The organism is Kitasatospora sp. NPDC091335, from assembly GCF_044757205.1.
GTDB lineage: Bacteria > Actinomycetota > Actinomycetes > Streptomycetales > Streptomycetaceae > Kitasatospora.
Genome location: NZ_JBIVUM010000005.1, coordinates 254,147 through 279,008 on the forward strand (window position 1 = coordinate 254,147; position 24,862 = coordinate 279,008).

Genomic DNA, 24,862 nt, shown 5'->3' on the forward strand with positions numbered 1-24,862 from the left:
GTCGGGAGCTTCGGCCGCGAGGTGTCCGGGTGTCCTCACCTCGGTCTTTCGGGGTGTGGGCCCGGGTGTCGGGCGCGGGGCCGGCGGCGCGATCGCGTCGGAAGTATCGGATTGTCGGATGAATCCGACGCGGCTGGAGCGTGGTGGTCCGCCTCCCTGGGTAGATTGACATGCTGAAGTCAACATCCGACCCGGGAGGCGTGATGGTCCCGTTTCGCAGTGTCGCCCAGTTCGGGGTGGTGCTGGCCGTCATGGGGGCCGCGCTCGGGCCGGTCCCGCTCGGCTCGCCCACCCGGCCGCCGGGGAGTACCGGAGAGCCTGGCGCCCCCGGCGCTCCGGATGCTGCCGGTGAGAGGAGCGCGGCGATGGCCGTCCAGGAGCAGGAGGACTCCCGGGTGCTCGCCGGACGGCGGATCGTGCTGTCGTACTCCGGCCCGACGCCGCCGGCCGGGGTGCTCCGGACGCTCAGGGAGGGCCGGGCCGCCGGCGTGATCCTGTTCGGCGAGAACGTCACCAGCCCGGAACAACTCGCCAGGGCCGTCGCCGACTTGAAGCAGGCCGCGGCCGAGGCCCCGCACCCGCGCACCCTGCTGCTGATGACCGATCAGGAGGGCGGCAAGGTCCGCCGGCTGCCCGGCGCGCCCGAGCTCTCCGCTCGGAGCGTGGGTTCCGCCGCGGACCCGGTCGCCGCGGCGGCGGAGTCCGGGGCCGGTGCCGCCCGGACGCTCGCCGATGCCGGGCTGAACCTCAACCTCGCTCCGGTGCTCGACGTCTACGACAAGCCGGACAACTTCATCGACCACTACGAGCGCTCCTACGGCCAGGACCCTGGCGCGGTGGCGGAGCTGGGCACCGCCTTCCTCACCGCCCAGCAGGGCCTCGGGGTGGCCGCGACCGCCAAGCACTTCCCCGGCCTCGGCGCCGCGCCCCGGGGCGCGAACACCGACGAGGGCCAGGTCACCCTGAACGTCCCGCTGTCACAGCTCCGCTCCCGGGGTGAGGCCCCGTACCGGACCGCCATCGCGGCGGGCGTGCGGCTGGTGATGGCCTCCTGGGCGGTCTACCCGGCGCTGGATCCGGACCACCCGGCCGGCTTCTCGTCCACGATCATCCAGGGCGAGCTCCGCGGCCGGCTCGGCTTCGACGGCGTGACCGTCACCGACGCCATGGAAGCCAAGGCGCTCGCCCCGTACGGCGACGCCGGAGACCGCGCGCTGGCCGCCGCCGGGGCCGGGATGGACCTGATGCTCTGCTCCGCCCGCGACCCCGGGCAGGCCGAGGAGGCCACCGAGGCCCTGGCCGCCGCGCTGGATGACGGCCGCCTGGACCGGCACGCCTTCATCGAGGCCGTGGCCAGGGTCGACGGGCTGCGCGCCTCGCTGGACCGAGCCGGCGGCGGGTGAGCAGATGCGCCGCAGGCCCCGCCCGGCGGCACCGTTCCGGTAGGTCCTGCCACCCGCCGATCGGGTGCGCGGGCCGACGGCGCGGTGGCCGCCGGGGCGGGCCCGGCGGCGGTTCGGACGTGGTTCACCGGGGCTCCACGCGGGCGTCGCCTGGATGGCGGTGCCGGTTGGGCCGTCCGAGGGTGATTGCGCCATCGAAGGTCTGATTTCGGTCGAGGGTTCGGTTCGAAGGGTAAATCGGCGCCAGGGCACAGGAATCGCATGGGAAAGTTCCTGTCGTGGGCCTATGAAATATCACATGTCCCACATCACCTGCCCTAGTCCGTCCTCATACCCTCCGAAGGAGGAGGCACCGATGAACCGCATGAGTCGCGCCACCTGGATCGCCGCCGGCGCCGTCACCCTGCTCGCGGCGCCCGTCCCGGCGCTCGCCGCGACCCCGACTGCCGCCACCACCACCGCCACCGTCACCACCTGCGGCTCCTACAGCCTCCAGGCCGGCCTGGCCACCTACGCCTGCGCCGACGTGACCGGCGACAGCGTCGCGATCTACGGGAAGATCGGCCTGGCCGGTCCGCCGTCCCCGGGCACCCCGTGGCCGCCGGCGCCGAAGGACCTGGTGACCCACCTGTCGGCGAACGTGGCCGGCGGGGCCTCGCTCGGTACGGTGAACGGCCGCACCGTGTTCCAGGTGTCCACCGTGCGGGTCGACGGCATCGCGGCCACGGTGGCCTGCGGGTCGACCGTGCACGTGTCCTTCGACGTCGAGGGGTTCTGGAGCGGCCAGGTGCCGGCCACGGTGGACGTGCCTGTAGTCTGCTGACGGCTGACATATCGTCACCATGACGGCCGAGCCCGGGAGTTGGCAGCATCCCGGGCTCGGCTTTCGGATGTCCGGGCCCGGTCGCGGCCGGGCGAGGGGCCGTCCGGCCGGGGTCTGCGGGGAGCCGGCGCGCAGTGACGACTTGAAGAAATCTTCATCTGTCGCGATGATGCCTACCGGCCGCGGCATCGACCCCCGCCCGGCCGGACGACCACCGAACCGGACCCGAGGGAGAGAGCGGACGATGCCGGTCCCGCTGTACCAGGCCAAGGCGGAGTTCTTCCGCACCCTCGGCCACCCCGTGCGGATCCGGGTCCTGGAGCTGCTCCAGGACGGCCCCCGGCCGGTCCGCGAGCTGCTGGCGGAGATCGAGGTCGAGCCGTCCAACCTCTCCCAGCAGCTCGCGGTGCTGCGCCGCACCCAGCTGGTCACCGCGACCCGTGAGGGCAACACGGTGGTGTACGCGCTCAGCACCCCGGACGTCGCCGAGCTGCTGCGCGCGGCCCGTCGGATCCTGACGGAGCTGATCACCGACCAGGGCGCGCTGCTCACCGAGCTGCGCGCCACCGGTGGCCGGCCCCGCTGAGCCGCGCCCGGCCCGTCCGCCCGATCCGAGGAGAAGCACCACCATGAACGACAGCACCGGCGAGAGTACGGGCGACGGTACGAGCGAGGAGAAGCGGCGCCGCAAGGCGATGCTGATCCGCGCGGGCATCTACATCTTCGCCACGCACCTGTTCGCCGGTTTCGTGCTGCTGCTGTTCGCGCTCGGCGACCGGAAGTAGCCCCCGGGGGGCGGGCGGCTCACCGGTGCCGCCCGCCGTCCGGTACCAGGTAGCGGTCGCTGGTGCTGGTCCACGCCTGCACACCGGCGACCAGCTGCCGGGTGCCCTCCAGGTACCAGCGTCCGGCCGGATGGCGGCGCAGCAGCTCGAGGCGCAGTTCCTCGCTCTCCTGCCGCAGCCGTGCCACCTGGACGCGCACCGCGTGGACGGCCCGGCCCCGGGTGCAGCCGTGGGTCCGCTGGAGGGTGAGCACGGTGTTGAACGCGGCCGTGGTCTGCCGTTCCTCGCGCTCCAGCGAATAGAGGTCGTTGATCAGTGTGGCGGCGTCGGCGGTGTTGGCCCGCAGCCGGTGCAGCGCGGGCTCCGCGTGCAGGGCGGCCGGGGCGTCGGCGCCGTGGACCCGTTCCATTATGTTCATGAACGGGTAGAGGCAACTGCCGTGCCGGCGCAGCCGCATGGTGTCCGTCAGGTCGAGGCCGAGGGCGGGGACGGTGCCGCGGGCGCGGTGGTCGGCCTCGGCGGGGAAGGTGGCCAGGCAGGCGCGCCACTCCCGGGCCGCCCTGGCGCGCCACTCGGGGGACATCGAGGCGGTCTGCCGGTGCCACAACTCCCGCCAGGAGTCGAGTAGTCGGCCATCGGACGGGCTCCCGCCGCGGGCTCCTTCGAGGACCGCGATCAGCGGGTCGACCAGGGCGTGGGCCTCAGCTGGGTGGCGCCCGGGCGAGCCGTCGAAACGGTCGTCCAGGATGGTGAACCAGCCCAGCACGTCGACCAGGAGGTCGAGTTCGGCGCCCCGGACGCGGGGGAACGCGTGGCCGATCAGCTCGTGCAGCGCGTAGGCCCGGTAGCGGGGCAGCTCCGACGGGGTGAGCAGGCCGCGGTGGACCGCCCAGTCGGCGTGCCGGTCGGCGGCGAGGCGCAGGTCGCGGGACCGGCGGGGGTCCGCCGGGACGGCGGGCGCCGGGGTGACCGGGGGCAGCGGGGGCAGTGGGGGAGTCGCGGCGAGGGTGGCCGGGCAGAGGAGGTCGGCGAACGGACACCGGCCCGGTGCCGGCCCGGCGGCCCGGGCGGGCACTGTGGCTCCCGGTGAGGAGGCGGAATCACCCTCGGGGGAGGCCGCCGAGGCGCCCCCGCGCGGGGAGCGCGCACCGCGCGGCGCGAGCCGGACCCGCAGGCCGTGCGCCTGGACCGTGGTCCACACCACCTCGCGGGCCCGGGCGCCCGGCACCGCCGTCGGCCGCCAGCGGCGCAGGATCGCCGCGGCCGCGACGGTCAGCTCCGCCCAGGCGAAGGCCTCGCCGATGCACTTGTGCTTGCCCGCCCCGAAGGGCAGGAAGGACGGCCGTCCGGTGCCGCCGGCGTCCTGCCAGCGCTCGGGCCTGAAGCGCATCGGCTCCGGGTAGCGCACCGGGTCGCGGTGCAGCGCCGTGAGGCTGTACAGCAGCTCGGTACCGGCCGGGACACGGTACGGGCCGAGTTCGACCGGCACCTGGGCGGTGCGCATCAGGAAGGCGTTCGGCGCGTGCAGCCGCACCACCTCCTGGGTGACGCTGCGGGTGTAGGTGAGCCTGGCCAGCGCCTCCGGGGTGGGGACGGTGCCCGCGGGCAGGTGCTCGTCCAGCTCGGCGAGGATCCGGGCCTCCGCCTCGGGGTGGCGCAGCAGTTCGTCCAGCAGCCAGGTCAGCGTGGTGGAGACGGTCTCGGTGCCCGCGCCGAACATGGTGATCGCCTCGGCGCGCACGTCCGCCTCGGTGAGCGGGCAGCCGGTGGCCGGGTCGGTCGCGGCGCGCAGCAGGGCGGGCAGGGTGCGCCGGCCCTGCCCCGCGCCCGCGGTCGCGGCGCGGCCGCTGACGGCCTGGTCGACCACCCTGTTGAGCGCCCGGACGGCGGCCTCGAAGCGCCGGTTGACGGGCAGCGGCAGCCGGGCGAGCCCCGGGGTCGGGTACAGGGACTGGACGATCTGGCCCTTCACCAGGTCCGGCAGCGCCCGGTGGAAGGCGACGGTGGCGTCCTCGCTGAGCCGGGCGTCGAACAGGGAGCGGGTGACGATCTCCAGCGCGAGGTGGTTCATCTCCTTGGCCACGTCGAGGACTTGGCCGGGGCGCCAGCGTCCGGCCCGCTCCTCGGTGACCTGCTGCATCACGGCCAGGTACTCGCCCATCCGGTCCTGTCCGAAGGCGGGCTGGACGATCCGCCGGCGGTCGCGGTGGGCCTGGCCCTCGGACATCAGCAGGCCGTCGCCGAAAGCCGTCTTGAGGGTGTCCTGGACGGCGCCGCGCGGGCAGTCGTGGGCCAGTGCGACGAGCAGGGTGTGGACCAGCCGGGCGTCGGTGACCACGCAGACGGTGCGCGGGCCGAGCCGGACGCGGACCACGCCGCCGTACCGGGCGAGCGAGCCGAGGAAGCCGAGCGGGTCGCGCAGCAGGGCGGCGGCGTGCCCGAGACCGGGCAGGGCACCGGGGGCCAGCGGGGGGACGGCGGCGCGGGCCAGGGGGGAAGGACCGGGTGCGGTTCTCGGGGGGACGATCAGCTTCCGCGTCTCGGTCAGCAGGGACATGACACAACCTCTCACCAGAGTTGCCGGTGCGGACGGCGCCGGTCGGCACCGGCGGGCCGACCGGGAGGCGGGGGACCGTCCAGCGCGGACCCCGCGCGCGCCCCCGGCGGGAGGGCGCACGTCATGGCAAACGCGCCGGTTCCCCGGGCGTTGCGCCGAATGTGCGGGGATCACTCCAACGGCCGATCGGATCGACCCTTTCGTGCGTGCTCGAAAATCCGTGCTGACCTGCGTGGATGCGTCCGTCCGGGTGATCCGCGGCATGCCCGGAAGGCAGGGTCTTTGGACCCTCGCCGCACGGACGTACGAGGGTCAGCATGGTGGCGGAGAAGGAGGAACCCGATGACCCGTCTGCGCCACCGGCCGGCCCCCGACGTCCGGGTGGAGATCCGCGGCGAACTGCCGCGCGAGGACGCCGAGTACGCCCGGGTCCGGGCACTGGAAACCGCCGCGGGGCTCGGTCCTGACGCCCGCGCGCTGCGGCTGCGGCTGACCCGCTCGCGCGACCGGTCGGTGGCCAGGCCCGCACTCGCCCAGGCGGACGCCGTGGTGGCGGGCGTCGGCCCGGTCCGGGTCCAGCTGGCCACCGGCACCGCGCGGGAGTCCGTCGACCTGGCGCTCGGCACGCTCGCCGGACGGGCCGTCCGGCTGCGCGAACAGGGCGACATCGGCTTCGCCGTCGCGTACGAGAGCGCCTACCGTCCGCAGTTCGCGTACCGCCCGCTCGCCCAGCGGAGGATCGCCCGGCACAAGGCGGTCGTGCCCGCCCGCCGCACCCCCGGGCAGGCCGTGCTCGAACTGCTCGCCCTCGACCGGCGGTTCCACCTCTTCGCGGACGCCGCGACCGGACGGGACAGCCTGGTCCACCGCTGCTCGCCGGACGGCTCGGTGGAACTGTGCGCCGCGGGCACCGGCGCACTGCCCCCGCTCGACCTCGCCGAGGCGGCCCGCCGGCTCTGGCTCACCGGCCGCCCGTTCGCCGGCTACACCGACTCCGGCGACGGCCGGATCCGGGTGCTCTACCGCCGGTTCGACGGCCACTACGGCCTGATGGTGCCGGTGTCGGACGGTCGGATCGGGGCAGGAACCCTGTCGGCACAGCACTGACACCACGGCGGGACGACCACACCACGAATTCTCCACGACAGGGGGCCGGGACCATGGACTGCGACGAGGTCATGCTGACCGTCCGGATCACCGCCGCCGAGCGCGCGCTGCTGCGCGACCTCGCGCGCGGGCACGGCGGCGACGTCTCCGAGGTGGCGGTGGACGGGCTGCTGGAGGTCATCCCCGCGCTGCACGACGACGCCTCCGTCCTGCCGTTGCTGCGCGTCCTGGCGAGACCGGCGCCCTTCGCGCTCACCCTGTGGCTGCCCGCTCCGGTCGCGGACCTGCTGCCGCTGCTGGGCGAGCGGCTGGTCAGGACCGGTGGTCCTGCGGCCGGTCCTGCCAGCGCGGCGCTCTCGGCGGCCCTGCGGCTCTGGCTGGGCGGGGACCGGGCCGCTCTGGCGGCGGGGCTGGCCCGGTTGCACGGAGGCTGTGGCGCCGGTGCGGTGGCCGGTGGCACGGCGGCCGGCGGCGGTGCGGCAACGGTGGCGCGAGCCGGTGCGGTGTCCTTCGGAGCGGGGTCGGTGAAGGCCGCGGCCTGACTCTCGCCCTCGCGATCCTGACGTTTCGTCATATAGCCGTTCTTCTGGGCATGTTGGGGTCTGAGGGCAGCCGTTTCAGGGCGCCGGCGGACGTCGGCCTACGGGTCCGGCGTTCCGTCGGGGCCAACCGGGTCGCGCCCCCCGGAGCTGCGGCCGGGTGGCCGCCACCACCTTCGCGCCGGGGAGCGTCCGTCCCCCGATGACGGTGCTCTCCGGCGCCGCCCTGCCCGGTGCCGCCCCGCCCGGCGCCGCCCTGCCCGGTGCCGCCCCGCCCCGGGGCGTTCCCGGCGGATCGACGCCCCGGGGAATTCCGCAAGAGGTTTCCGTTATTCCCGGGCGCCCCCTCCGGTCTCCGGAGTGGCGGAGGATCCGAACCCCCTCCGCCGCGGCCGGAGGTGAGTATCAGCCAGATCGCGCCGAATTCCGCCGTCTTGAGCCGGAGTTCCGGCCCCGGCCGCGGCCGGCTTCGAGGCACTGTCGAACGGCCAGGTGATCGGCATCGTCCGGGCCGCCCCGCCCGCCCCGGTCCGTCTCGTCCCCGGTGTCTCGTGCGGGCAGGGCAACTCGGCGCCGCCGGGGGTGGGTTCACCTTCGGGGCGGACGGCGGTGCCCTGCTGCCCGGAGCCGGTGGGCGGCCACGCCGCGGCGGACGGCTGTCGGGGCCGCGGCGGCCCGGACGGCGGGTCTTACCGGAACTGGTCGCTGCCGAAGATCTCATGAGCCGTTCCGGGTAAGGCTGTTTCCGTGAGTCCGTAAAACCGGTCAGCCCGTACGTCGGTCGAGCCCTTCGACCCGAGCCCCCCGACCCCAGCCCCTCCGCCCGAGCCCTGCGACCCCAACCCTTCGACCAGAGCCGCCCGACCCCAGCCCCTCCGCCCGAGCCCTGCGACCCCAACCCTTCGACCAGAGCCGCCAACACCCGTGGGCCCCACGGCCCGTGGGTCCGAAGACCCGTAGCGCCGGGAACGGCCGCCGCCCGACCCGGCGGCGGCCGCACCCCGGCACCAGGCCGTTCCCAGCGTCCCTGCCCCCACACCGCCCCGAGGACCTGCCCGTATGCGAACCCGTCCCCTCACCGTCTTCGCCTTCACCGCCGTGGCCGTGCTGTCCGCCGCCGCGCCCGCCGCCGCCCACGGCGACACCGTCCACCTGGATGTCACCGGCCAGCAGAACGGCCGCGTCAGCACCTTCGCCACCTGGGAGAACGACCACGACCCGGTGACCGGGGAGTTCACCGGAACGCTCTCCGCGAGCGCCGCCGACGGCCGCACCCTCGGCCCCTGGCGCCTGGTCACCGTCCCGGGTCTGCCCGGGACGTACACCACCAGGGAGGCGCTCCCCGCCGGGCACTGGCGGGTGACGGTGGACTGCGCCTTCCCCGCCCTCGGGCACGGTGAGGGTGAACTCGACGTCGACGCCCCCGAGATCACCGGTCCGGAACCCCTGGGGACGGACGGCTCGGCGCGGTCCGCCGGGGTGACGCCCGCCCCGCTGCGGGAGACCGGTACCGCGATTGCGCCGACCGCCGCCCCCGTCTCGGCCCGGGAGGTCACGCCCGGCCACGTCCACGCGACCACCTCCGGCGCCACCACCTGGGCGGCCATCGGCACCGCCTTCGTCGCCGTCGTCCTGGTCGCCATCGGGCTCTGGCTGCGCCGCCACCGGGGCTGAGCCCACCGGGGGCGTCCGGAGTCCTCCGGAGTCCTCCGCCCGGAGCCGACCGCCACGGCGAGGGAGCGGCTCCGGGACCGCCCGGTCCGGCGTCGGCCGGCCGACGGGCCGGGCTACTTCACGGCCTCGCCGGACTTCGACCAGTTGTCGCGCAGCCGGTCGAGGTAGGACTGTGCCTGGGAGCCGATCTTGACGCCCCTGGCGAAGGCCAGCATGTTGCCGGCGCCCGCGTTGTAGCCGAGGGCGACCAGTTCGTCCCGGGTGAGCGACACGCCCGGCCGGGCGGGCAGTTGCGCGGCGAGGTCGTGCAGGTGCCAGGCGGCGGCCTGGACGGCGAGGTCGCGGTCGTCCGGCAGTTCCTCCCACTGGCGGGAGGCGAAGGGGCGGCCGGGCTTGGTGTCGTCGAAGGCGGCCCGGTGCATGTTGGCGATGCCGAAGGAGGCGTCCGGTTTGCCGCGCTGCCAGGCCCGTTCCAGCTCCGGGTCGTGCGGCTTGTACGACTCGTTGTAGAGGATCGCCATCAGCAGCTGCGGGTTGACCCCCGCCTCCGCGGCGTACCGGCGGACCGGCGCGGCGTAGTCGGCCGGGTCGTAGCGGCCGGAGGGCTTCGACGGCTTCGCGGAGGAGCCGGCCGAAGGCGCCGCTCCGGAGGACGGGGCGGTGGCGGTGGGCGAGGGGTCGGCGGAGGCCTCGCCGTCGTGGCCGTTGCCGCGGACGAGGCCCAGCCCGGCCACGACCACGACGCCGATCACCAGCCAGCGTCCCCAGCCGGACCCTTTCTTCTCCTCGCTCACCGCTGCCGCCCCTCCCCGTTCGCCCGTGCGCTCGTTCGATCGCCGAGCGGCTGACCGTGTCCTGCGGCAGGTTACTCGGCGGGCTTCTGGTCGCCGTCGAGGTTGCGCAGGAAGTCCTTCGCCTTCTCGACGCCGGTGTCGATCTGCCCGCTGTACTTGCCGTCCGTGCGGCCGTCGATCGCGTCGCCGACCTTGTCCAGGCCCTGCCCGATCACGTCGCCGTGGTCGCGGGCGAGGTCGGTGGCCTTGTCCGCGAGGTTCTTCAGATTCTCAAACATGGTGACGCTCTGCTCCTCTGATGCGTTCCTGATGATGTGCCGACGTGGCGGGGATCATGACCATCCTAACGACGCCCCACCAGGCGGTCTGCCGCTGCCGGGTGGCAGCGGATGACTTTGCTGAAATGGGTTCGTATGCTCCAACCCGTCTTCTACAGCAATGTAGAGGTCGGGTCGCCGGCGGGACGCCACCAGGGTCGAAGGCGTCCCGGCACGCAAGGCGGTGCCATCGCGCCGCAGCCGCAACGATCGAGGGAAGTGCGCATGGCCGGTCAGCGGGCGAGAACGCCGTACCAGCACGCGGGACCGCGCACCGAGGACCGCGCCCTGCCCGCCCAGCGCTCCCGGGCGTCCGCCGCGGGCACCGCCGGGGACGGCACGGACACCGGGACGGCCCGGCAGGTCCGGGCCCGCCGCCCCGGGCCTGCCCGCCGCCGGTCGCAGGCGCGGCGGCGCGGCGGGACGGTGGCGGCGCTCTCGGCGGTCGGGCTGCCCCTGCTCGGTGCGGTCGCGGACGAACTCGACGGGCCCGGCGTCGGCCCCCTGCTCGCGGTGGGCTCGGTGCTCGGGACGGCCGCCGCGGCCGCGCTGTGCGGCCGGGCGGGCCGCTGGTGGGTGGTGACGGCCGCTCCGGTGGTGGTGCTGCTCACCGCGTCGGGCGTCGAGTACCTGGCGCACCCCGAGAAGTACCAGGGCAAGAACCTCGGCACCGGCGCCGTGCGCTGGGTGGTCGGGGCGTTCCCGGTGATGGCGGCCGCGGTGGCGGTGGCGCTCGCGGTGGTCGCGGCCCGCACGGTGGCGGCCCGCCGCCGGACGGTGCGGGAGCGCCGACGCCCCGGCAGGACGGCCGCCCCGGCGGGAAGGGGGCACCGTGGCTGAGCGCAACGGCAGCGGCCGTGGCGGCGGTCGCGGGCAGCGCGGACACGCCCCGCGCCGGGGCACCGCCCCGCTGACCGTCGCCGGGCGCACCCTGGCCTGCACCGTCTCGGTCGCCGTGCTCGGCGCCAGCGGCTTCACCTGGTACGAGTACCGCCGCCTGGACGACGGCATGATCAAGTCCGCCGCGCTGAGCGAGGCCAAGAAGAACGCCCCGCCGCACCTCGACAAGTCCGTCAACCTGCTGCTGATCGGCCTGGACAGCCGCAAGGACATGGACGGCAACGACCTGCCCAAGCAGTTCGTGGAGGACGAACTGCACGCCGGCTCCAGCGAGATCGGCGGGTACAACACCAACGCCCTGATCGTGCTGCACATCCCGGCCAACGGCGGCAGGGTCACCGCGCTCTCCGTCCCGCGCGACGACTACGTGCAGACCGTCGGGGCGGACGGGAAGATGCACAAGATCAAGGAGGCGTACGGCATCGCCAAGGTGACCGCCGAACAGAAGCTGGCGGGCAAGGGGCTCTCCAGGGCGGAGCTGGAGCGGCACAGCCGTGAGGCCGGCCGCTCGGCCACCATCCAGACCGTGCAGAGCTTCCTGGACGTCCCGATCGACCACTTCGCCGAGGTCAACCTGATCGGCTTCTACGACATCGCCAAGGCGGTCGAGCCGGTCCAGGTCTGCCTCAACCACCCGGTGGACGATCCGATCACCGCCAGGACCGCCACCCACGAGGGCGGCGGCACCGGCCTCAGGCTCCCGGCCGGGATCAACTCCCTCAACGCCGCGCAGGCGCTCTCCTTCGTCCGCCAGCGCCACCACCTCACCAACGGCGACCTCGACCGCACCCACCGGCAGCAGGCGTTCCTCTCCTCCGTCGAGTACAAGCTCAAGCAGCAGGGCATCCTGAACGACTTCGGGCAGATGCAGAAGCTGTTCGCGGTGGTGAAGAAGGACGTGGTCATCGACAACGAGTGGAACATCCTCGACTTCGCCCAACAGGCGCCCAACCTGACCGGCGGCAACGTGGAGTTCAACACCCTGCCGATCAGCGGGTTCAGGACGGTCGGCGGGCAGGAGGTCAACACCGTCAACCCGGACCTGATCAGGAAGATCGTCCGGCAGCTCTTCAACCACGAACCGGCGCCGGCCGTTCCGGCCGTCACACCGGGGGAGTCGCCCGGCGAGCCGACCCCGTCGCCCTCCGCCACCCCGAGCGTGGCGGCCAGGGCCGCGGTCGACATCCACGCGGCGGCGGGGGCGGGCGCGGCGGCCGGCGAGGCCAAGGCGCTGGCCGAACTCGGCTATCAGGCGGGCCGGATCGGCGACGCCCCGGCCAGGACCAGGACCACCGCGGTCGCGTACGGCGCCGGGGCCAGGGCCGACGCACAGCTGCTCGCCACCCGGTACGGGGTGAACGCGGTCTTCTCGGCCGGGGTCCCGGCGGGCCGCATCCTGCTCACCCTCGCCCGCACCCCGAGCCCGAGGCCCGTCCCCCCGTCCGCCGCCGCGCCGGGCGACCCGTCCGCCGACCCCGCGGCGGGCCTGCCGATGCAGGGACCGGCGGTGAAGGCGGGCGGCATTCCGTGCGTGGACTGAGTCTCCGGGCGGCGCCGGGCCGTCAGCTCGGGCGGGTGTCCCGGAGCGGCATGGTGTCGTGGGTGTCCGGGGAGCCGGCTGTCCCGGTTGACCGGACGGCAGGCCGGTGCCGGTGTCGATCTGTTGCAGGAGGAGGTTGCCGATGGCCCGCACGAGGAGGCGGACGAGACAGTCGGCCAGGACGTCGGCCAGGACGTGGTGGCCGGCGGGGGCGTGCCGTTCGAGGACGGCGACGGCCTTCTCGGCACGTCCGGCGTCGGTCAGGATTTCTGCGACGGGCTCGGCCGCATGCGAGGTGCCGCTCTCGGAAGCAGCCCGTGCTCCTCGAGCACGCCGAAGTTTGTGTTGGCGGCGAACAGCGGCAGTCGCCTCCGGAGCAGGTTCCCCTCCTCCGTGCCGTCGCGGCGGGCTTCGAGGTGGTCGAGGTGTGCCAGGCAGTCCTGAGAGCGACCCGGTCGCGGTGTCGGTGGCGGCCTTGGGCTCGTGGCTGCGGGGTTGCCGGCGGGCCGCGGCGTCGTCGTGGCCCGCCTCCCCGACGCACTCGGTGGAAGCCGTGGCCTGCGGGGCCGTGCCGCTGACCGGAGCAACCCCCGCGAGCGCGGGGCCGACCTTCTGCACCGGCTCCAGCAGCGCCCGGACGGCGAGCAACCCCCGCGAGCGCGGGGCCGATATCTGACGCTCCAACGCGGCGATGTTGGAGCTGGAGCAACCCCCGCGAGCGCGGGGCCGATAGCGCGCCCTGGCGAACCGCGAGACGGACAACGGAGCAACCCCCGCGAGCGCGGGGCCGATTTGCCGGTGCGCGGGGCTGCGAAGAACGCCCCGGAGCAACCCCCGCGAGCGCGGGGCCGATCGTCGGCGAGGGGAACGGTCAGTCCGTCAGCAGGAGCAACCCCCGCGAGCGCGGGGCCGATACCGCGACCCCCGAAGCCGTCTGGACCACCATGGAGCAACCCCCGCGAGCGCGGGGCCGATGAGTACCCGAGGTAGTTGTCGTTGACGTCGTCGGAGCAACCCCCGCGAGCGCGGGGCCGATGGCGGTCCCCCCACCGTGCACATCGGCGGCACGGAGCAACCCCCGCGAGCGCGGGGCCGATCCGCGAGGCCAAGACCCGCCGCCGGGGCCGGGGGAGCAACCCCCGCGAGCGCGGGGCCGATGCGTCGGGCAGCTGCTGGTCGACCCGGCCCTGGGAGCAACCCCCGCGAGCGCGGGGCCGATGCCGCCTGTTTCGCTGAGCAGGCGGGTGGTGGTCGAGCAACCCCCGCGAGCGCGGGGCCGATATACGGGCCGCGCGAGGACGCAGCTTGGCGACGGAGCAACCCCCGCGAGCGCGGGGCCGATACCAGGATCGCCGTGCGGGTGGTCGCCGTCGTGGAGCAACCCCCGCGAGCGCGGGGCCGATAGAGAGGGGCCGGCGGCTACCGGCCCCTCGTGGGAGCAACCCCCGCGAGCGCGGGGCCGATCCTTGGCGCGGCGGGTGCCCGTGGCCTCTTCGGGAGCAACCCCCGCGAGCGCGGGGCCGATCGGCGTGGCGCGATCTTTTTTCCGGGATTCCAGGAGCAACCCCCGCGAGCGCGGGGCCGATGATGCCGCAGCGGATTCCTCGACCACCACGCCGGAGCAACCCCCGCGAGCGCGGGGCCGATCGCCCCCGCACGCCTTTGACTTTGCCGGGGCGGGAGCAACCCCCGCGAGCGCGGGGCCGATCCAGCGGTGCGGTCGGTTGGCGGTTGAGCAGCGGAGCAACCCCCGCGAGCGCGGGGCCGATAAGCCCGAGAGCGAGGTGGAGCAGGTGGCCGCAGAGCAACCCCCGCGAGCGCGGGGCCGATCACTGCGTAGTCCGGCATCCGGGCCGCCAGCAGGAGCAACCCCCGCGAGCGCGGGGCCGATACCGGAATTCCGCGTCACATCGTCAACGGGCCGGAGCAACCCCCGCGAGCGCGGGGCCGATGTCGGGGGCACGCGGGCGAAGGCCGGCCCCGGGGAGCAACCCCCGCGAGCGCGGGGCCGATCACGGCAACGAGGGCACCGGCCGCACCGCCACGGAGCAACCCCCGCGAGCGCGGGGCCGATCACGACCGACGCACCCACCCCGTCGGCCTCGCCGAGCAACCCCCGCGAGCGCGGGGCCGATACTTCCTGACCTGCAGCGATCCTCCTCGGGAGGCGCAGATTGATTCAGTTCGATTCGGCAGACCGTCCGTAGCAGTGTTCCTGAATGATCGTCATCTCTTTCCGCATCCAAGCCAATTGTCAGTGTCCCGCCCTAGGCTTCCGAAGCGTACTCGCACATGGAGGTCGGGACGATGGCTGAGGACCGCTGGCAGTGGTACCCGCCCGAGGTCAGGGGCTGGCTGGGCGCTCTGTGGGGGAAGTCGGCCGGGCGGGCTGGGGGGTCTGCCAACCTCCTGCTGTCGCACATGCTGGACACTGCTGCGGTGGCGGAGGTCGTCTGGGATCGCTACCTGCCGCCTGTGACAAAGCGGCGCCTGGACGCCGTCGCGGGCGGCCGGGGGAAGGGGCGGCGTCTGTTCGCCTGGCTGTGCGGAATTCATGACTACGGCAAGGCCGTCCCCGCCTTCCAGTACCTGGACTCCGACTTGGCGGATGCCGTTCGTCGATCAGGCCTGTCCTGGAACAAGTACGCGGTGAAATCCGAGTCCTGGAGGCACGACAAGGCCGGCGGCCTCTTGCTGCGGGCGGCGCTTGCCGACGCGGGGTGGGTGGAGGAACAGGTCGACTGGGTCTGGCCGCTGGTCGCCGGCCACCACGGTCGCTTCCCCACGATGGGCCAGCTGCCTCCGAAGAAGGCGGACCTCCAAGGGAAGGGGACGTCCTGGAAGCTGGCGCAGTCGGCGCTGGTCGGGGTGTTCTCCCGGGAGCTGGGCTTCGAGGGGGCGTCGCCGCTGGCCGCCGTGGAGCCCGCTCTGGTGCCCGGCCGTGCGGTGCAGCTCCAGCTGTCCGGCTTCGTGGTGATGGCGGACTGGATCGCCAGCGACGAGCGGCACTTCGCCGGGGTGTCGGATCTGGAGAAGGTGACGATCGATCAGGCGCGGCAGCGGGCGGCTGCGGCCTGGTCGAGCCTCGGGCTGCGCGGCGGGTGGGGAACGCTGCCGGCGCCGGGCCCGGAGGCGTTCCGGGACCGTTTCGGTCACGGGACCCGGCCGTCGCAGGAACTGGTCCTCGATGTGGTGCGCCGGATGGGCGGGCCGGGGCTGGTGGTCGTCGAGGCGCCGATGGGGGAGGGGAAGACGAAGGCCGCGCTGGCGGCGGCGGAGCTGCTGGCTGCCCGGTACGGCCTGGACGGGGTGTACCTGGGCATGCCGACCCAGGCCACCGCGGACCCGATGTTCACCCAGGTCCGATCCTGGCTGCACAACGTCGAGGAGGGGCTGGAGGACCAGGTCGCGTTGCTGCACGGCAAGCGGATGTTCAACAAGGAATGGCGCGGCCTGCTGGAAGACACGGGGGAGGGGAGTCAGGATGCCGACGCCCGCTACTCGACGGTGGACGAGTACGGCGTGCAGTCAGACTGGCTCGACGGTTGCGAGGGCGGGGAGCGCAGGGCTCCGGCCGAGTGGTTCCTCGGCCGTCGGCGCGGCCTGCTGAGCCCGTTCGCGGTCGGCACGATCGATCAGCTCCTGTTCGCCGCGACCCGGACCAAGCACGTGATGCTGCGGATGGCCGGCCTGGTCGGCAAGGTCGTGATCCTCGACGAGGTCCACGCCGCCGACGTCTACATGTCGCAGTTCCTGCTGGAAGGCCTGTGGTGGCTCGGGCAGGCCGGGGTGCCGGTGGTCCTGCTGTCGGCGACCCTGCCGCCCGAGCAGCGGCGCCGCCTGGTCGCCGCCTACCTGGCCGGAACGCAGTCGGCAGAGGCTCCGGTGGCACTGGAGGTTCCCGAGCCGCAGGGGTACCCGAGTGTGACGGCGGCCTGGCCGGGGCAGGGCGGGAAGTCGGAAGTACTGGTCGAGAGCACGGAATCCTGGCGTGACGATTTGCGAGTGCGGGTCGAGGTCCTCGACGAACCGCCGACGCGGACCGATGCCCGGGCCGCGGAGAACGACGCCGGGCAGACGGACACCGCCGTGGTCGACTACCTGAGGGAGCGTCTGGTCGACGGCGGGTGCGTCCTGGTCATCCGCAACATGGTGGACCGCGCCCAAACCACGTTCGACGCCCTCCGCAAGGAGTTCGGCGCCGACGTCCGCCTCCTGCACGGACGCCTGCACACGGGCCACCGGGCCGACCGCACACAGGACGTGCTGAACCTCCTCGCCCCGCCGGCCGCCGGCGTCGCGCGCCCCGACAGGCTGATCGTCGTCGCCACCCAGCTCGCGGAACAGTCCTTCGACGTCGACGCCGACCTGCTGATCACCGACCTCGCACCGATGGACCTGCTCCTCCAGCGGATCGGCCGCCTCCACCGCCACGACGGTGTGAAGCGCCCCGCCCTGCTGGCCCAGCCCACGGTCGTCGTCACCGGCATCGACCTCGACAGCGGAGACACACCGCACGTCCTGCGCGCCTCCGAGGGCATCTACGGCCGCTACCTCCTGCTGCGCACGGCCGCCGAGGTGGAGCGGGTGATGGCCGGTGGAGGCGTGTGGAGCATCCCCAGCCGGGTGCCGGACCTGGTCGCCCGGGTCTACGGCACGGACCCGATCGTCCCGGCGGCATGGGCGCAGTCCGAGGCGCAGGCCCGGCAGGAGTGGGAGGAACGGCAGTCCTTGCGTCGCGCGAAGGCAGCCGAGTACGTACTGACCCGCTCCGGGGAGCACGGGGCGCCGACACTGGCAGGCCTGCACTACGGAGGCCACGGAAAGCTGGCCGAGGGACAGTTCGAGGCACTCGTCCGCGACGGTGACCCGAGCACGGAGGTCGTCCTGGTACGTCGTCTCGGGGAAGACGACTTCCGGGCGGTGACGGGCCGCGCCCTCGGGCCGAACGGCGAGGTCGCGGCGGAGGTGGTGGACGACGTGCTCTGCGGCACGGTCCGCCTTCCCGCCAGGCTGACCGAGGCGGCCGAGCAGGCACTCGGCCCGCTGCCGGGCTGGCGGGACCATCCGTGGCTGCGCCACAGCCTCGCCCTCACACTCGACGAACAGGGCGAAGCGTCGCTCGGAGACTTCCGGCTGCGCTACGACGAGGCGCTCGGGCTCGTGGTGAGCGGCGGTCGCCCGTACCGGTAGGGCGCGTGGGCGGAACGGACACGATGCCGCCCCACCCACGCGCGCCCCTCGCCCCGCGAACGCGGGGCCGACGTGCGGTCGGCCGGGAGCCGGAAACACGGCCAGGGGCCACCCCCGCGCAACGGAAACCTGCGGGGCCGAGGGGCAATTCAAGCATTCGCCCCACAGCCATCCTTCGGGAGTGCCACGCTTGTCCGGCAACGAGCATCTAAACAGGGCCAGTTGGGAGAACAGCGCGTGCCTGGGTACAATCTTGTCGAGGAGCCGTGGCTGGCGGGGCGCCCCGTCGGCGGCGGGCCTCCCGTGGCGCTGGGGATCGCCGAGGCCCTGGCCCGGGCCCACGCGCTGGAGGGCCTCGTCGTCGGGTTCTCCACCCAGCTGCCGGCCGTCCTGCGCCAGGTCCTGCTGCCCGTCGTCGCCCACGCCACCGGCGCACCCCGGACGCTGCGGGGGAAGGGTGACCGGCTCGCGCAGAAGGACGGGTTCACCGAGGACGAGCTGAACAGGCTCCGGGAGTACCTCGACGAGCATCGCGCGAAGTTCGACCTCTTCGACCCGGCCGCCCCGTTCGCCCAGGTCGCCGGGCTGCGGACCGCCAAGGACGAGTCGAAGGGCTCCGCCGCCCTCGTGGCGACCGCCGCCAGCGGAAACAATGTCCCGTTGTTCGCCAGCCGCACCGAGGCGGACCCGCTCGACCTCACACCCGCCCAGGCCGCCCACTGGCTCGTGCACACCCACTGCTGGGACACCGCCGGGATCAAGACCGGCGTCGTCGGCGACCCCGAGGTCAAGGCGGGCAAGACGACAGGCAACCAGACCGGCCCGCTCGGCCAGCTCGGCGTCATCGTTCCCACCGGGCGCACCCTGTACGAGACCCTCCTGCTGAACCTTCCGGTCACCCCGGCCGGAGTCCTCGGAACTCCGCAGTGGCTGCAAGGTCCCCACAGTCCCGCCTGGAAGTCGCGTCCGGCCGAGGGCCTGCTCGACCTGTGGACGTGGCAGGCCCGGCGGATCCGGCTCGTCCCGCACCAGGGCGACGACGGCCGGCTGAAGGTCGCCCGGGTCGTCATCAGCGCCGGCGACCGGCTCACGCCCCTGCCCGCACAGGAGCCGCACACGGCCTGGATGTTCACCGCGCCCGCCAAGAAGTCCGCCTCGGCCCTGCCCGAACGCAGGCCGCGCCGGCACACCCAGGGCAAGGCCGCCTGGCGGGGCCTGGACGCCCTCCTCACCCCGGCCCGCCAGGGCCCGGACGGCGTCTTCGAGACCAGCGTCCTGCTCGACGAGGCCAGTGCCCTGCGGGTGCTCGGGAAGCTCGACGCCGACTACCCGCTGCAGGTCAAGACCTTCGGCATGGTCTACGGCACCCAGTCCTCCGTCGTCGAGGACGTCATCCACGACGCGATCCCGCTGCCGCTGCTCGCCCTCCACCAGGACAGCGAAGCGCACGAACTCCTCCTCGACGTGGCCGAGCAGGCCGAACAACTCGCCAAGGCCGTCAACAACCTCTCCGCGGACCTGCGCCGGGCCGCCGGCACCGACCCCATCCCCTGGGACAGGGGCCAGCGCCCCGGCGACCTCCTCCTGCACACCCTCGACCCCCTGGTACGCCGGCTGCTCGCCGGAGTCCGCGACGCCGGCACCGACGACGATGTCCTGGACCGGGGCAGGCTCGCCTGGGAGGAAGTGGCCCACCGCCTGGCCCGGGACGCGGCGAACGAACTCCTGCTGGCCGCCCCCGCCACCACCTTCCAGGGCCGCACCGTCAGCCCGCCCGGAAAGTCGGGCAAGCCGCTGACCTACAAGCTCGGCACCGCGGGCGCCGACTTCCGGCGCCAGGTCGACGAGATCCTCCCCCGGTACGCCGACGCCCGCCGGGAAGCGGCCGCCGCCCGGGAAGCCGAGACCGGACCCGCCCTCGAACCCGACCCCGATCCCGGAGCGGACTTTGACGACTGAGCACACCACCGCCGCCAAACGGCGCCCGTACTGGGACCAGTACACCGCCCACGACCACACCTGGCGCACCGACCACCGCACCAAGCAGCCGCGCCGCCCGCCCGGCGAGGACCTCGCGGCCATGCGCTCCGGCCTCGGGCGCCCGGCCATGGACAGCCCCAGGATGTGGCCCCTCTACAGCTGCGAGGTCGACGACGTCCTCGCACTGCGCGACGAGGTCTCCGACGAGCAGAAGGCCGAGCACGCCGCCCTCGCCCTCTACGGCCTCCACCAGCAGAGCCAGTCCACGCCGATGCACCGCCGCGGTATCAAGCTTGGCGAAGCCCTGCGAGCCCTGCGCCGCAGTGGCAAGTTCAGCGAGGAAGCGCTCGACACCCGCGTCGCCCAGCTCGCCGGTGCCACCAGCGTGCCCGCGCTGCTCGTCCACCTGCGCGGCCTGATCACCCAGCTGCGCACCGTCGGGCAGCCGCTGGACTACAACCACCTGATGGCCGACATCCAGGCCTGGCACCGCACCGACCGGCGCCCGCAGGTCCGCCTCAAGTGGGCCATCGGCTACCAGGCCTGGAAGGACAAGGCCCCCGCCGACTGACCGCGCTCGCACATACCCGGACCACCCGACTACGGAGTAGCGCATGACCGACCGCCTCTACATCGACGTGCACATCCTGCAGACCGTCCCGCCGGCGAACCTCAACCGGGACGACAACGGCAACCCGAAGGAGGCCTACTTCGGCGGCAAGCGCCGCTCCCGCGTCTCCTCCCAGGCCTGGAAGCGCGCCACCCGGATCCACTTCACCGAGAGCCGCGACCCGCAGGACCTCGCCACCCGCACCAAGCGGATCGCCTCCCAGCTCGCCAAGGGCATCGCCGAGCGCAGCGGTGTCGAGGCCGAGGACGCGCAGCGGCTCGCCGACGCCCTGGTCAAGTCGACCGGGATCTCCGCGGGCAAGAAGGCGGGTGACACCGCCTACCTGCTCTTCTACGGGCGCCGCCAGTTGGACGCCATCGTCGGCCTGGTTGCCGACACCGCCGGCGACCTCGCCGCCCTCGACGCCAAGGCGCTGGAGGAGGCGGTCAAGGCTCTGCCGGTCAAGGAGCAGTTGCAGAGCGGCCACCCGGCGGACGTGGCGTTGTTCGGCCGGATGGTCGCGGACATCCCCGGCCTGAACGTCGACGCCGCCACGCAGGTCGCGCACGCGATCTCCACCCACGCCGCGGAGCTCGAGTTCGACTACTACACGGCGGTCGACGACGAGAACACCGCGGAGGAGACCGGCGCCGGCATGATCGGCACCATCGGCTTCAACTCCGCCACCCTGTACCGCTACGCGACTGTCGGCCTGCACCAGCTCCGGGAGAACCTGGGTGACGACAAGGCCACGGTCGACGCCGTCGACCTGTTCGTCGACTCCTTCGCCCGCTCCATGCCCACCGGCTACGGCAACTCCTTCGCCCACCGCACCCGCCCCAGCCTGGTCGCCGTCGTCGTGCGCGCCGACCAGCCGGTGAACCTCGTCTCCGCGTACGAGAACCCGGTCCCGGCGAGCCGGGGCATCGTCGCGGAGTCCGCGCGCCGCCTCGCCGGGGAGTTCGCCACCGCCACCGAGCAGTGGGGCGACAGCCCGCTGTACGTCGGCATCTGCCACACCCTCGGCACCGACGCCGACGGGACCGGGGAGAAGCTGACGGAGGCCTTCGGCGCGAACCGCACCTTCCCCGAGCTGCGCGACGCCCTGCGCACCGCCCTCACCGAGCGGGTGAACGACAACTGATGCCCGCCGACCCCACCCCCGCACCGGACCCGCGGGACGAGGAGCAGGCGGTCCTCGTGCTGCGTCTGGCGGGCCCCCTCCAGTCCTGGGGCGACCGCAGCGCGTTCAACCGTCGCGACAGCGGGCCCCAGCCGACCAAGTCCGGCGTCGTCGGCCTGCTGGCCGCAGCCGCCGGCCGCCCGCGCGAAGCGGACATCGCCGACCTGGTCGGCCTGCGCCTGGGCGTGCGCATCGACCAGCCCGGAACGCTGCTGCGCGACTACCACACCGTCAGCGACTACCGCGGTCGGCCGCTTCCGCAGGCCGGAGTCAACGCCAAGGGTCTCCAGAAGCCGACCTCCCCGGCCAAGGACACCCACGTCACCCACCGCTACTACCTCCAGGACGCGGTGTTCGTCGCCGCCGTCCAAGGCCCTGCCGCCCTCGTCACGGCACTCGCCGAGGCGGTCCGCCGCCCCGCCTTCCCGCTCGCCCTCGGCCGGCGCTCCTGCGTCCCCACCCAGCCGATCACCCTCGGCGAGGTGCGCGGCGGCACCGTGGAAGACGTCCTGGCCGAGGAACCCTGGCAGGCGGGCCAGGCTGCCAGGAACGCCTACCGACGGCGGGCCGAGCGCGCCCCCGGGCCGTTCTCCCCGCACCGGATCGACCTGGCCGCGACCTTCGACGACCCGTCGGGCGACGACACTCTCCAGGACGTCCCGCGCTCCTTCGACCCCCGTGAACGCGGATTCTCCACCCGGCGGATCCGCCACGCCTGGCTCGACGTCCCCACCGGCCTCGCCCCGATGACCACGCCCGCCGAACCGGCCGCCGCGGCCGGCGGCCACGACCCGTTCGCCCTGCTGGGCTGGTGACCCGATGACCTACCTTTCCCGCGTCCGCATCAACCCCCTGCGCGCCGCCAGCCGCAACCTGCTCGCCAACCCCCGAGCCCTGCACGGCGCCGTCACGGCCGGCGTCCCCGACACCGCCCCCGGCGACCGGATCCTGTGGCGCCTGGACACCGACCACCCGCGCCGCCCCGTGCTGCTGGTCCTCACCCCCTCCAAGCCCGACTGGACCCACGTCGTCGAACAGGCCGGATGGCCCGACGCCGACGGCGAGCACTACGCGATCCGCGACTACAGCCCGCTGCTCGCCCAGCTCGCCGTGGGCCGCGAGTTCGCCTTCCGACTCAAGGCCAGCCCCGTCCAGAACACCTCCAAGCCCGACAAGGCGAGCCCACACCGCACCAAGACCGCCGCCGAACTCCACCACCGCTCCTACCGCATGGCCCACCGCACCGCCGCCCGGCAGCTCACCTGGTTCCTGGACCGCACCGAGCGCTGGGGCTTCACCATCCCCGAGGCACACACCGACGAGCCGGCACCGGGCCTCGAACCGTCCGACGTCGACACCCCCACCGACGCGAGGTCCGCCCGCGAGGTGAGGATCACCGACCGAAGCCGCAACACCTTCACCAAGCCCGGCACCCGCACCCCCGTCACGCTCACCACCGCCACCTTCGAAGGCCGCCTGTCCATCACCGACCCCGGGCTCCTGCAGACGGCGCTCCTCGGCGGCATCGGCCCGTCCAAGGCCTACGGCTGCGGCCTGCTCACCCTCGCCCCGCTGCCCGCCGGAGCCCGCTGACCGATGGCCGACATCTGGTGGAAAGCCCACCCCCACGACCTGCACCGCCTCGCCGACCGCGTGTCCAGCGTCTACGTCGAGCGCAGCCACATCGACCGTGACGAGAACGCCGTCGTCGTCATCAACAAACGCGAGACCGTCCGCGTCCCCGCCGCCATGGTCGCCGTCATGCTGCTCGGCCCGGGCACCCGCATCACCCACGGCGCCGTCAACCTCCTCGCGGACTCCGGCACCACCGTGTGCTGGGTCGGCGAGCAGGGCGTGCGCATGTACGCGGCCGGCCTCGGCCCCAGCCGAGGAGCGGCCCTCCTCAACCGGCAGGCCTGGCTGGTCAGCCGCACCAAGGAGCGCCTGGCCGTCGCACGGAACATGTACCGCATGCGGTTCCCCGGCGAGGACGTCAGCACCGCCACCATGCAGCAGCTGCGCGGCCGCGAGGGCGCCCGCATCCGCAAGCTCTACCAGGCGCAGGCACGCCGCACCGGCGTCCCCTGGAACGGACGGGTGTACAAGGCCGGTGACGCCTACGCCGCGGGCGACGACCTGAACCGCCTCCTGTCGGCGGCCAACGCCGCGCTCTACGGGATCTGTCACGCAGTCATCACCGGGCTGGGTGCCAGCCCGGGGCTCGGCTTCGTCCACACCGGACTGGCGACGTCGTTCGTCCTCGACATCGCGGACCTCTACAAGGCCGAATACACCATCCCCCTCGCCTTCGACCTCGCCCAGCAGGGCCACACCGAGGAACGCGACGCCCGCCTCGGGCTGCGCGACCGCATCACCGAGGACAAGCTGCTGGGCCGCATCGTCCACGACGTCAAGACGCTCCTCAGCCCGGAGGGCACCGAGATGCCCGACGTCGAAGTCAACGAGCTCTGGGACGAACGCCTCGGTGCCGTCCAGGGCGGTGTCAACTGGTCGGGCACCGAAGGCCCGCCGGTGCCCGCCGTCTCCGATCCGGGGATGGGTGACGAACACCTGGCCGTCATCGGCCCGGAGTTCACCGAGGACGCGAGCAGCCCATGACCGTCATCATCCTCATCGCAGCTCCCGAAGGCCTGCGCGGCCACCTCACCCGCTGGATGGTCGAGGTCAACGCCGGCGTCTTCGTCGGCACCCCGAGCCGCCGCATCCGCGACCGGCTGTGGGAGCTCCTCGCGACCCGCATCGGCGACGGCCAAGCCGTCCTCGTCGAACCCGCCACCAACGAACAGGGCTGGACCGTCCGCACCGCGGGCAAGGACCGGTGGAAGCCCGTCGACTTCGACGGACTGATTCTCTCAGCCCGCTCCCGCCGATAAACCCGCAGGTCACGAAGTGTCGGCCCCGCACGCGCGGGGATGGTTCCACCTTGTCGCGGGCCTGCTCGGTCGCGGTGACGTCGGCCCCGCACGCGCGGGGATGGTTCCCCGTGGCCGTTCACGGTGGAGTCGGGGGTGCTGTCGGCCCCGCACGCGCGGGGATGGTTCCGCAGGAACGCCCCCGCCCTCCCGAAGGAGAGCGTCGGCCCCGCACGCGCGGGGATGGTTCCCTCGGTACATCCGGCTGACCCCCGGTCGCCCGGTCGGCCCCGCACGCGCGGGGATGGTTCCCCCTGGCTACCTGAGAGCAGTGCCCGCGACAGGTCGGCCCCGCACGCGCGGGGATGGTTCCACCTACCCCATCGGCGCGGGGCCCACGGTGCGGTCGGCCCCGCACGCGCGGGGATGGTTTTCGTGCTCTGGGAGTACGCGGAGAAGTTCCTGGGGTCGTAACTGCTGAACCGACCACGGATGCTCTTCTCTGGCCGGATGCGGGGCGGTCCGGAAGCTCTGGCAGGACTCGTCGCCGCAGCGGCACTCGGCGACCAGACGCAGGCTCCGCG

20 protein-coding genes and 2 CRISPR repeat arrays are annotated in these 24,862 nt (G+C 73.6%); of the genes, 17 read left to right on the forward strand and 3 right to left on the reverse strand.

Features of this window, described 5'->3' with window-relative positions:
* Positions 1–365: 365 nt before the first annotated feature.
* The 4 genes from ACIQOW_RS14815 (at position 366) to ACIQOW_RS14830 (ending at position 3,011) form a co-directional block, all read left to right on the forward strand.
* Positions 366–1,403, forward strand: coding sequence for a glycoside hydrolase family 3 N-terminal domain-containing protein (locus ACIQOW_RS14815; protein WP_401084124.1), 1,038 nt, complete (start codon positions 366–368; stop codon positions 1,401–1,403).
* A gap of 355 nt (positions 1,404–1,758) precedes the next feature.
* On the forward strand, positions 1,759–2,226 hold the full coding sequence (locus ACIQOW_RS14820; protein ID WP_401084126.1) for a hypothetical protein: 468 nt from the start codon (positions 1,759–1,761) through the stop codon (positions 2,224–2,226).
* A gap of 244 nt (positions 2,227–2,470) precedes the next feature.
* Entirely contained in the window at positions 2,471–2,812 is a 342-nt protein-coding gene (locus ACIQOW_RS14825; RefSeq protein ID WP_188299909.1) for a helix-turn-helix transcriptional regulator, read from the forward strand.
* A gap of 43 nt (positions 2,813–2,855) precedes the next feature.
* A complete protein-coding gene (locus ACIQOW_RS14830) occupies positions 2,856–3,011 on the forward strand; it encodes a DUF6126 family protein (protein ID WP_401084128.1) in 156 nt (51 codons plus the stop codon).
* 19 nt (positions 3,012–3,030) lie between these two features.
* Here ACIQOW_RS14830 and ACIQOW_RS14835 read toward each other — a convergent pair whose 3' ends face one another.
* Positions 3,031–5,568: a cytochrome P450 gene (locus tag ACIQOW_RS14835; RefSeq protein ID WP_401084130.1), complete on the reverse strand. Its 2,538-nt coding sequence runs from the start codon at positions 5,566–5,568 to the stop codon at positions 3,031–3,033.
* Positions 5,569–5,910: 342 nt separating this feature from the next.
* On the opposite strand from ACIQOW_RS14835, the gene ACIQOW_RS14840 reads away from it, so the two are divergent.
* The 3 genes from ACIQOW_RS14840 to ACIQOW_RS14850 all read left to right on the forward strand — a co-directional run bounded on the left by ACIQOW_RS14840 (position 5,911) and on the right by ACIQOW_RS14850 (position 8,888).
* Entirely contained in the window at positions 5,911–6,675 is a 765-nt protein-coding gene (locus ACIQOW_RS14840; RefSeq protein WP_401084132.1) for a sigma 54 modulation/S30EA ribosomal C-terminal domain-containing protein, read from the forward strand.
* 53 nt (positions 6,676–6,728) lie between these two features.
* Positions 6,729–7,217, forward strand: a complete 489-nt coding sequence (locus ACIQOW_RS14845; RefSeq protein ID WP_401084134.1) for a hypothetical protein — start codon at positions 6,729–6,731, stop codon at positions 7,215–7,217.
* Positions 7,218–8,273: 1,056 nt separating this feature from the next.
* Positions 8,274–8,888 carry a hypothetical protein gene (locus ACIQOW_RS14850; RefSeq protein ID WP_401084136.1) on the forward strand — a complete coding sequence of 205 codons (615 nt, stop codon included), beginning with the start codon at positions 8,274–8,276 and terminating at the stop codon, positions 8,886–8,888.
* Positions 8,889–9,001: 113 nt separating this feature from the next.
* Here ACIQOW_RS14850 and ACIQOW_RS14855 read toward each other — a convergent pair whose 3' ends face one another.
* Both ACIQOW_RS14855 and ACIQOW_RS14860 read right to left on the reverse strand, forming a co-directional pair.
* Positions 9,002–9,682, reverse strand: coding sequence for a transglycosylase SLT domain-containing protein (locus tag ACIQOW_RS14855; protein WP_401084138.1), 681 nt, complete (start codon positions 9,680–9,682; stop codon positions 9,002–9,004).
* A gap of 71 nt (positions 9,683–9,753) precedes the next feature.
* Complete coding sequence (locus ACIQOW_RS14860; protein ID WP_401084140.1) at positions 9,754–9,960, reverse strand: antitoxin; 207 nt, start codon at positions 9,958–9,960, stop codon at positions 9,754–9,756.
* Positions 9,961–10,224: 264 nt separating this feature from the next.
* Between ACIQOW_RS14860 and ACIQOW_RS14865 the strand changes: the two genes are divergently transcribed.
* The 10 genes from ACIQOW_RS14865 (at position 10,225) to cas2e (ending at position 24,299) form a co-directional block, all read left to right on the forward strand.
* Entirely contained in the window at positions 10,225–10,839 is a 615-nt protein-coding gene (locus ACIQOW_RS14865; RefSeq protein ID WP_401084142.1) for a DUF6542 domain-containing protein, read from the forward strand.
* A complete protein-coding gene (locus ACIQOW_RS14870; protein ID WP_401084144.1) occupies positions 10,832–12,439 on the forward strand; it encodes an LCP family protein in 1,608 nt (535 codons plus the stop codon). The genes ACIQOW_RS14865 and ACIQOW_RS14870 overlap by 8 nt, the downstream gene beginning before the upstream one ends.
* Positions 12,440–13,019: 580 nt before the next feature.
* Positions 13,020–14,574: a CRISPR direct-repeat array (repeat unit 28 nt; unit sequence GAGCAACCCCCGCGAGCGCGGGGCCGAT).
* A 172-nt stretch (positions 14,575–14,746) separates the two neighbouring features.
* A complete protein-coding gene (gene cas3 / locus ACIQOW_RS14875; RefSeq protein ID WP_401084146.1) occupies positions 14,747–17,632 on the forward strand; it encodes a CRISPR-associated helicase Cas3' in 2,886 nt (961 codons plus the stop codon).
* 237 nt (positions 17,633–17,869) lie between these two features.
* On the forward strand, positions 17,870–19,591 hold the full coding sequence (casA, locus tag ACIQOW_RS14880; protein WP_401084148.1) for a type I-E CRISPR-associated protein Cse1/CasA: 1,722 nt from the start codon (positions 17,870–17,872) through the stop codon (positions 19,589–19,591).
* Positions 19,581–20,183 (forward strand): type I-E CRISPR-associated protein Cse2/CasB, encoded by a 603-nt coding sequence (casB, locus tag ACIQOW_RS14885; RefSeq protein ID WP_401084150.1) that lies wholly within the window; start codon positions 19,581–19,583, stop codon positions 20,181–20,183. Before casA ends, casB begins: the two co-directional genes overlap by 11 nt.
* 43 nt (positions 20,184–20,226) lie before the next feature.
* Entirely contained in the window at positions 20,227–21,366 is a 1,140-nt protein-coding gene (cas7e, locus tag ACIQOW_RS14890) for a type I-E CRISPR-associated protein Cas7/Cse4/CasC (protein WP_401084152.1), read from the forward strand.
* The gene (cas5e, locus tag ACIQOW_RS14895; RefSeq protein ID WP_401084154.1) at positions 21,366–22,220 is read left to right on the forward strand and encodes a type I-E CRISPR-associated protein Cas5/CasD; all 855 of its coding nucleotides are present in this window, start codon (positions 21,366–21,368) and stop codon (positions 22,218–22,220) included. The genes cas7e and cas5e overlap by 1 nt, the downstream gene beginning before the upstream one ends.
* A 4-nt stretch (positions 22,221–22,224) precedes the next feature.
* The gene (cas6e, locus tag ACIQOW_RS14900; protein ID WP_401084156.1) at positions 22,225–22,998 is read left to right on the forward strand and encodes a type I-E CRISPR-associated protein Cas6/Cse3/CasE; all 774 of its coding nucleotides are present in this window, start codon (positions 22,225–22,227) and stop codon (positions 22,996–22,998) included.
* A 3-nt stretch (positions 22,999–23,001) separates the two neighbouring features.
* Positions 23,002–24,024 carry a type I-E CRISPR-associated endonuclease Cas1e gene (gene cas1e, locus ACIQOW_RS14905; RefSeq protein ID WP_401084158.1) on the forward strand — a complete coding sequence of 341 codons (1,023 nt, stop codon included), beginning with the start codon at positions 23,002–23,004 and terminating at the stop codon, positions 24,022–24,024.
* A complete protein-coding gene (gene cas2e, locus ACIQOW_RS14910) occupies positions 24,021–24,299 on the forward strand; it encodes a type I-E CRISPR-associated endoribonuclease Cas2e (RefSeq protein ID WP_359826378.1) in 279 nt (92 codons plus the stop codon). Before cas1e ends, cas2e begins: the two co-directional genes overlap by 4 nt.
* A gap of 18 nt (positions 24,300–24,317) precedes the next feature.
* Positions 24,318–24,712: a CRISPR direct-repeat array (repeat unit 29 nt; unit sequence GTCGGCCCCGCACGCGCGGGGATGGTTCC).
* Positions 24,713–24,862 lie beyond the last annotated feature (150 nt).

Coding starts and splice junctions, on each gene's coding strand:
- ACIQOW_RS14815 (WP_401084124.1), top strand. CDS start 366: ATGGCCGTCCAGGAGCAGGAGGACTCCCGGGTGCTCGCCGGACGGCGG.
- ACIQOW_RS14820 (WP_401084126.1), top strand. CDS start 1,759: ATGAACCGCATGAGTCGCGCCACCTGGATCGCCGCCGGCGCCGTCACC.
- ACIQOW_RS14825 (WP_188299909.1), top strand. CDS start 2,471: ATGCCGGTCCCGCTGTACCAGGCCAAGGCGGAGTTCTTCCGCACCCTC.
- ACIQOW_RS14830 (WP_401084128.1), top strand. CDS start 2,856: ATGAACGACAGCACCGGCGAGAGTACGGGCGACGGTACGAGCGAGGAG.
- ACIQOW_RS14835 (WP_401084130.1), bottom strand. CDS start 5,568: ATGTCCCTGCTGACCGAGACGCGGAAGCTGATCGTCCCCCCGAGAACC.
- ACIQOW_RS14840 (WP_401084132.1), top strand. CDS start 5,911: ATGACCCGTCTGCGCCACCGGCCGGCCCCCGACGTCCGGGTGGAGATC.
- ACIQOW_RS14845 (WP_401084134.1), top strand. CDS start 6,729: ATGGACTGCGACGAGGTCATGCTGACCGTCCGGATCACCGCCGCCGAG.
- ACIQOW_RS14850 (WP_401084136.1), top strand. CDS start 8,274: ATGCGAACCCGTCCCCTCACCGTCTTCGCCTTCACCGCCGTGGCCGTG.
- ACIQOW_RS14860 (WP_401084140.1), bottom strand. CDS start 9,960: ATGTTTGAGAATCTGAAGAACCTCGCGGACAAGGCCACCGACCTCGCC.
- ACIQOW_RS14865 (WP_401084142.1), top strand. CDS start 10,225: ATGGCCGGTCAGCGGGCGAGAACGCCGTACCAGCACGCGGGACCGCGC.
- cas3 (WP_401084146.1), top strand. CDS start 14,747: ATGGCTGAGGACCGCTGGCAGTGGTACCCGCCCGAGGTCAGGGGCTGG.
- cas7e (WP_401084152.1), top strand. CDS start 20,227: ATGACCGACCGCCTCTACATCGACGTGCACATCCTGCAGACCGTCCCG.
- cas5e (WP_401084154.1), top strand. CDS start 21,366: ATGCCCGCCGACCCCACCCCCGCACCGGACCCGCGGGACGAGGAGCAG.
- cas6e (WP_401084156.1), top strand. CDS start 22,225: ATGACCTACCTTTCCCGCGTCCGCATCAACCCCCTGCGCGCCGCCAGC.
- cas1e (WP_401084158.1), top strand. CDS start 23,002: ATGGCCGACATCTGGTGGAAAGCCCACCCCCACGACCTGCACCGCCTC.
- cas2e (WP_359826378.1), top strand. CDS start 24,021: ATGACCGTCATCATCCTCATCGCAGCTCCCGAAGGCCTGCGCGGCCAC.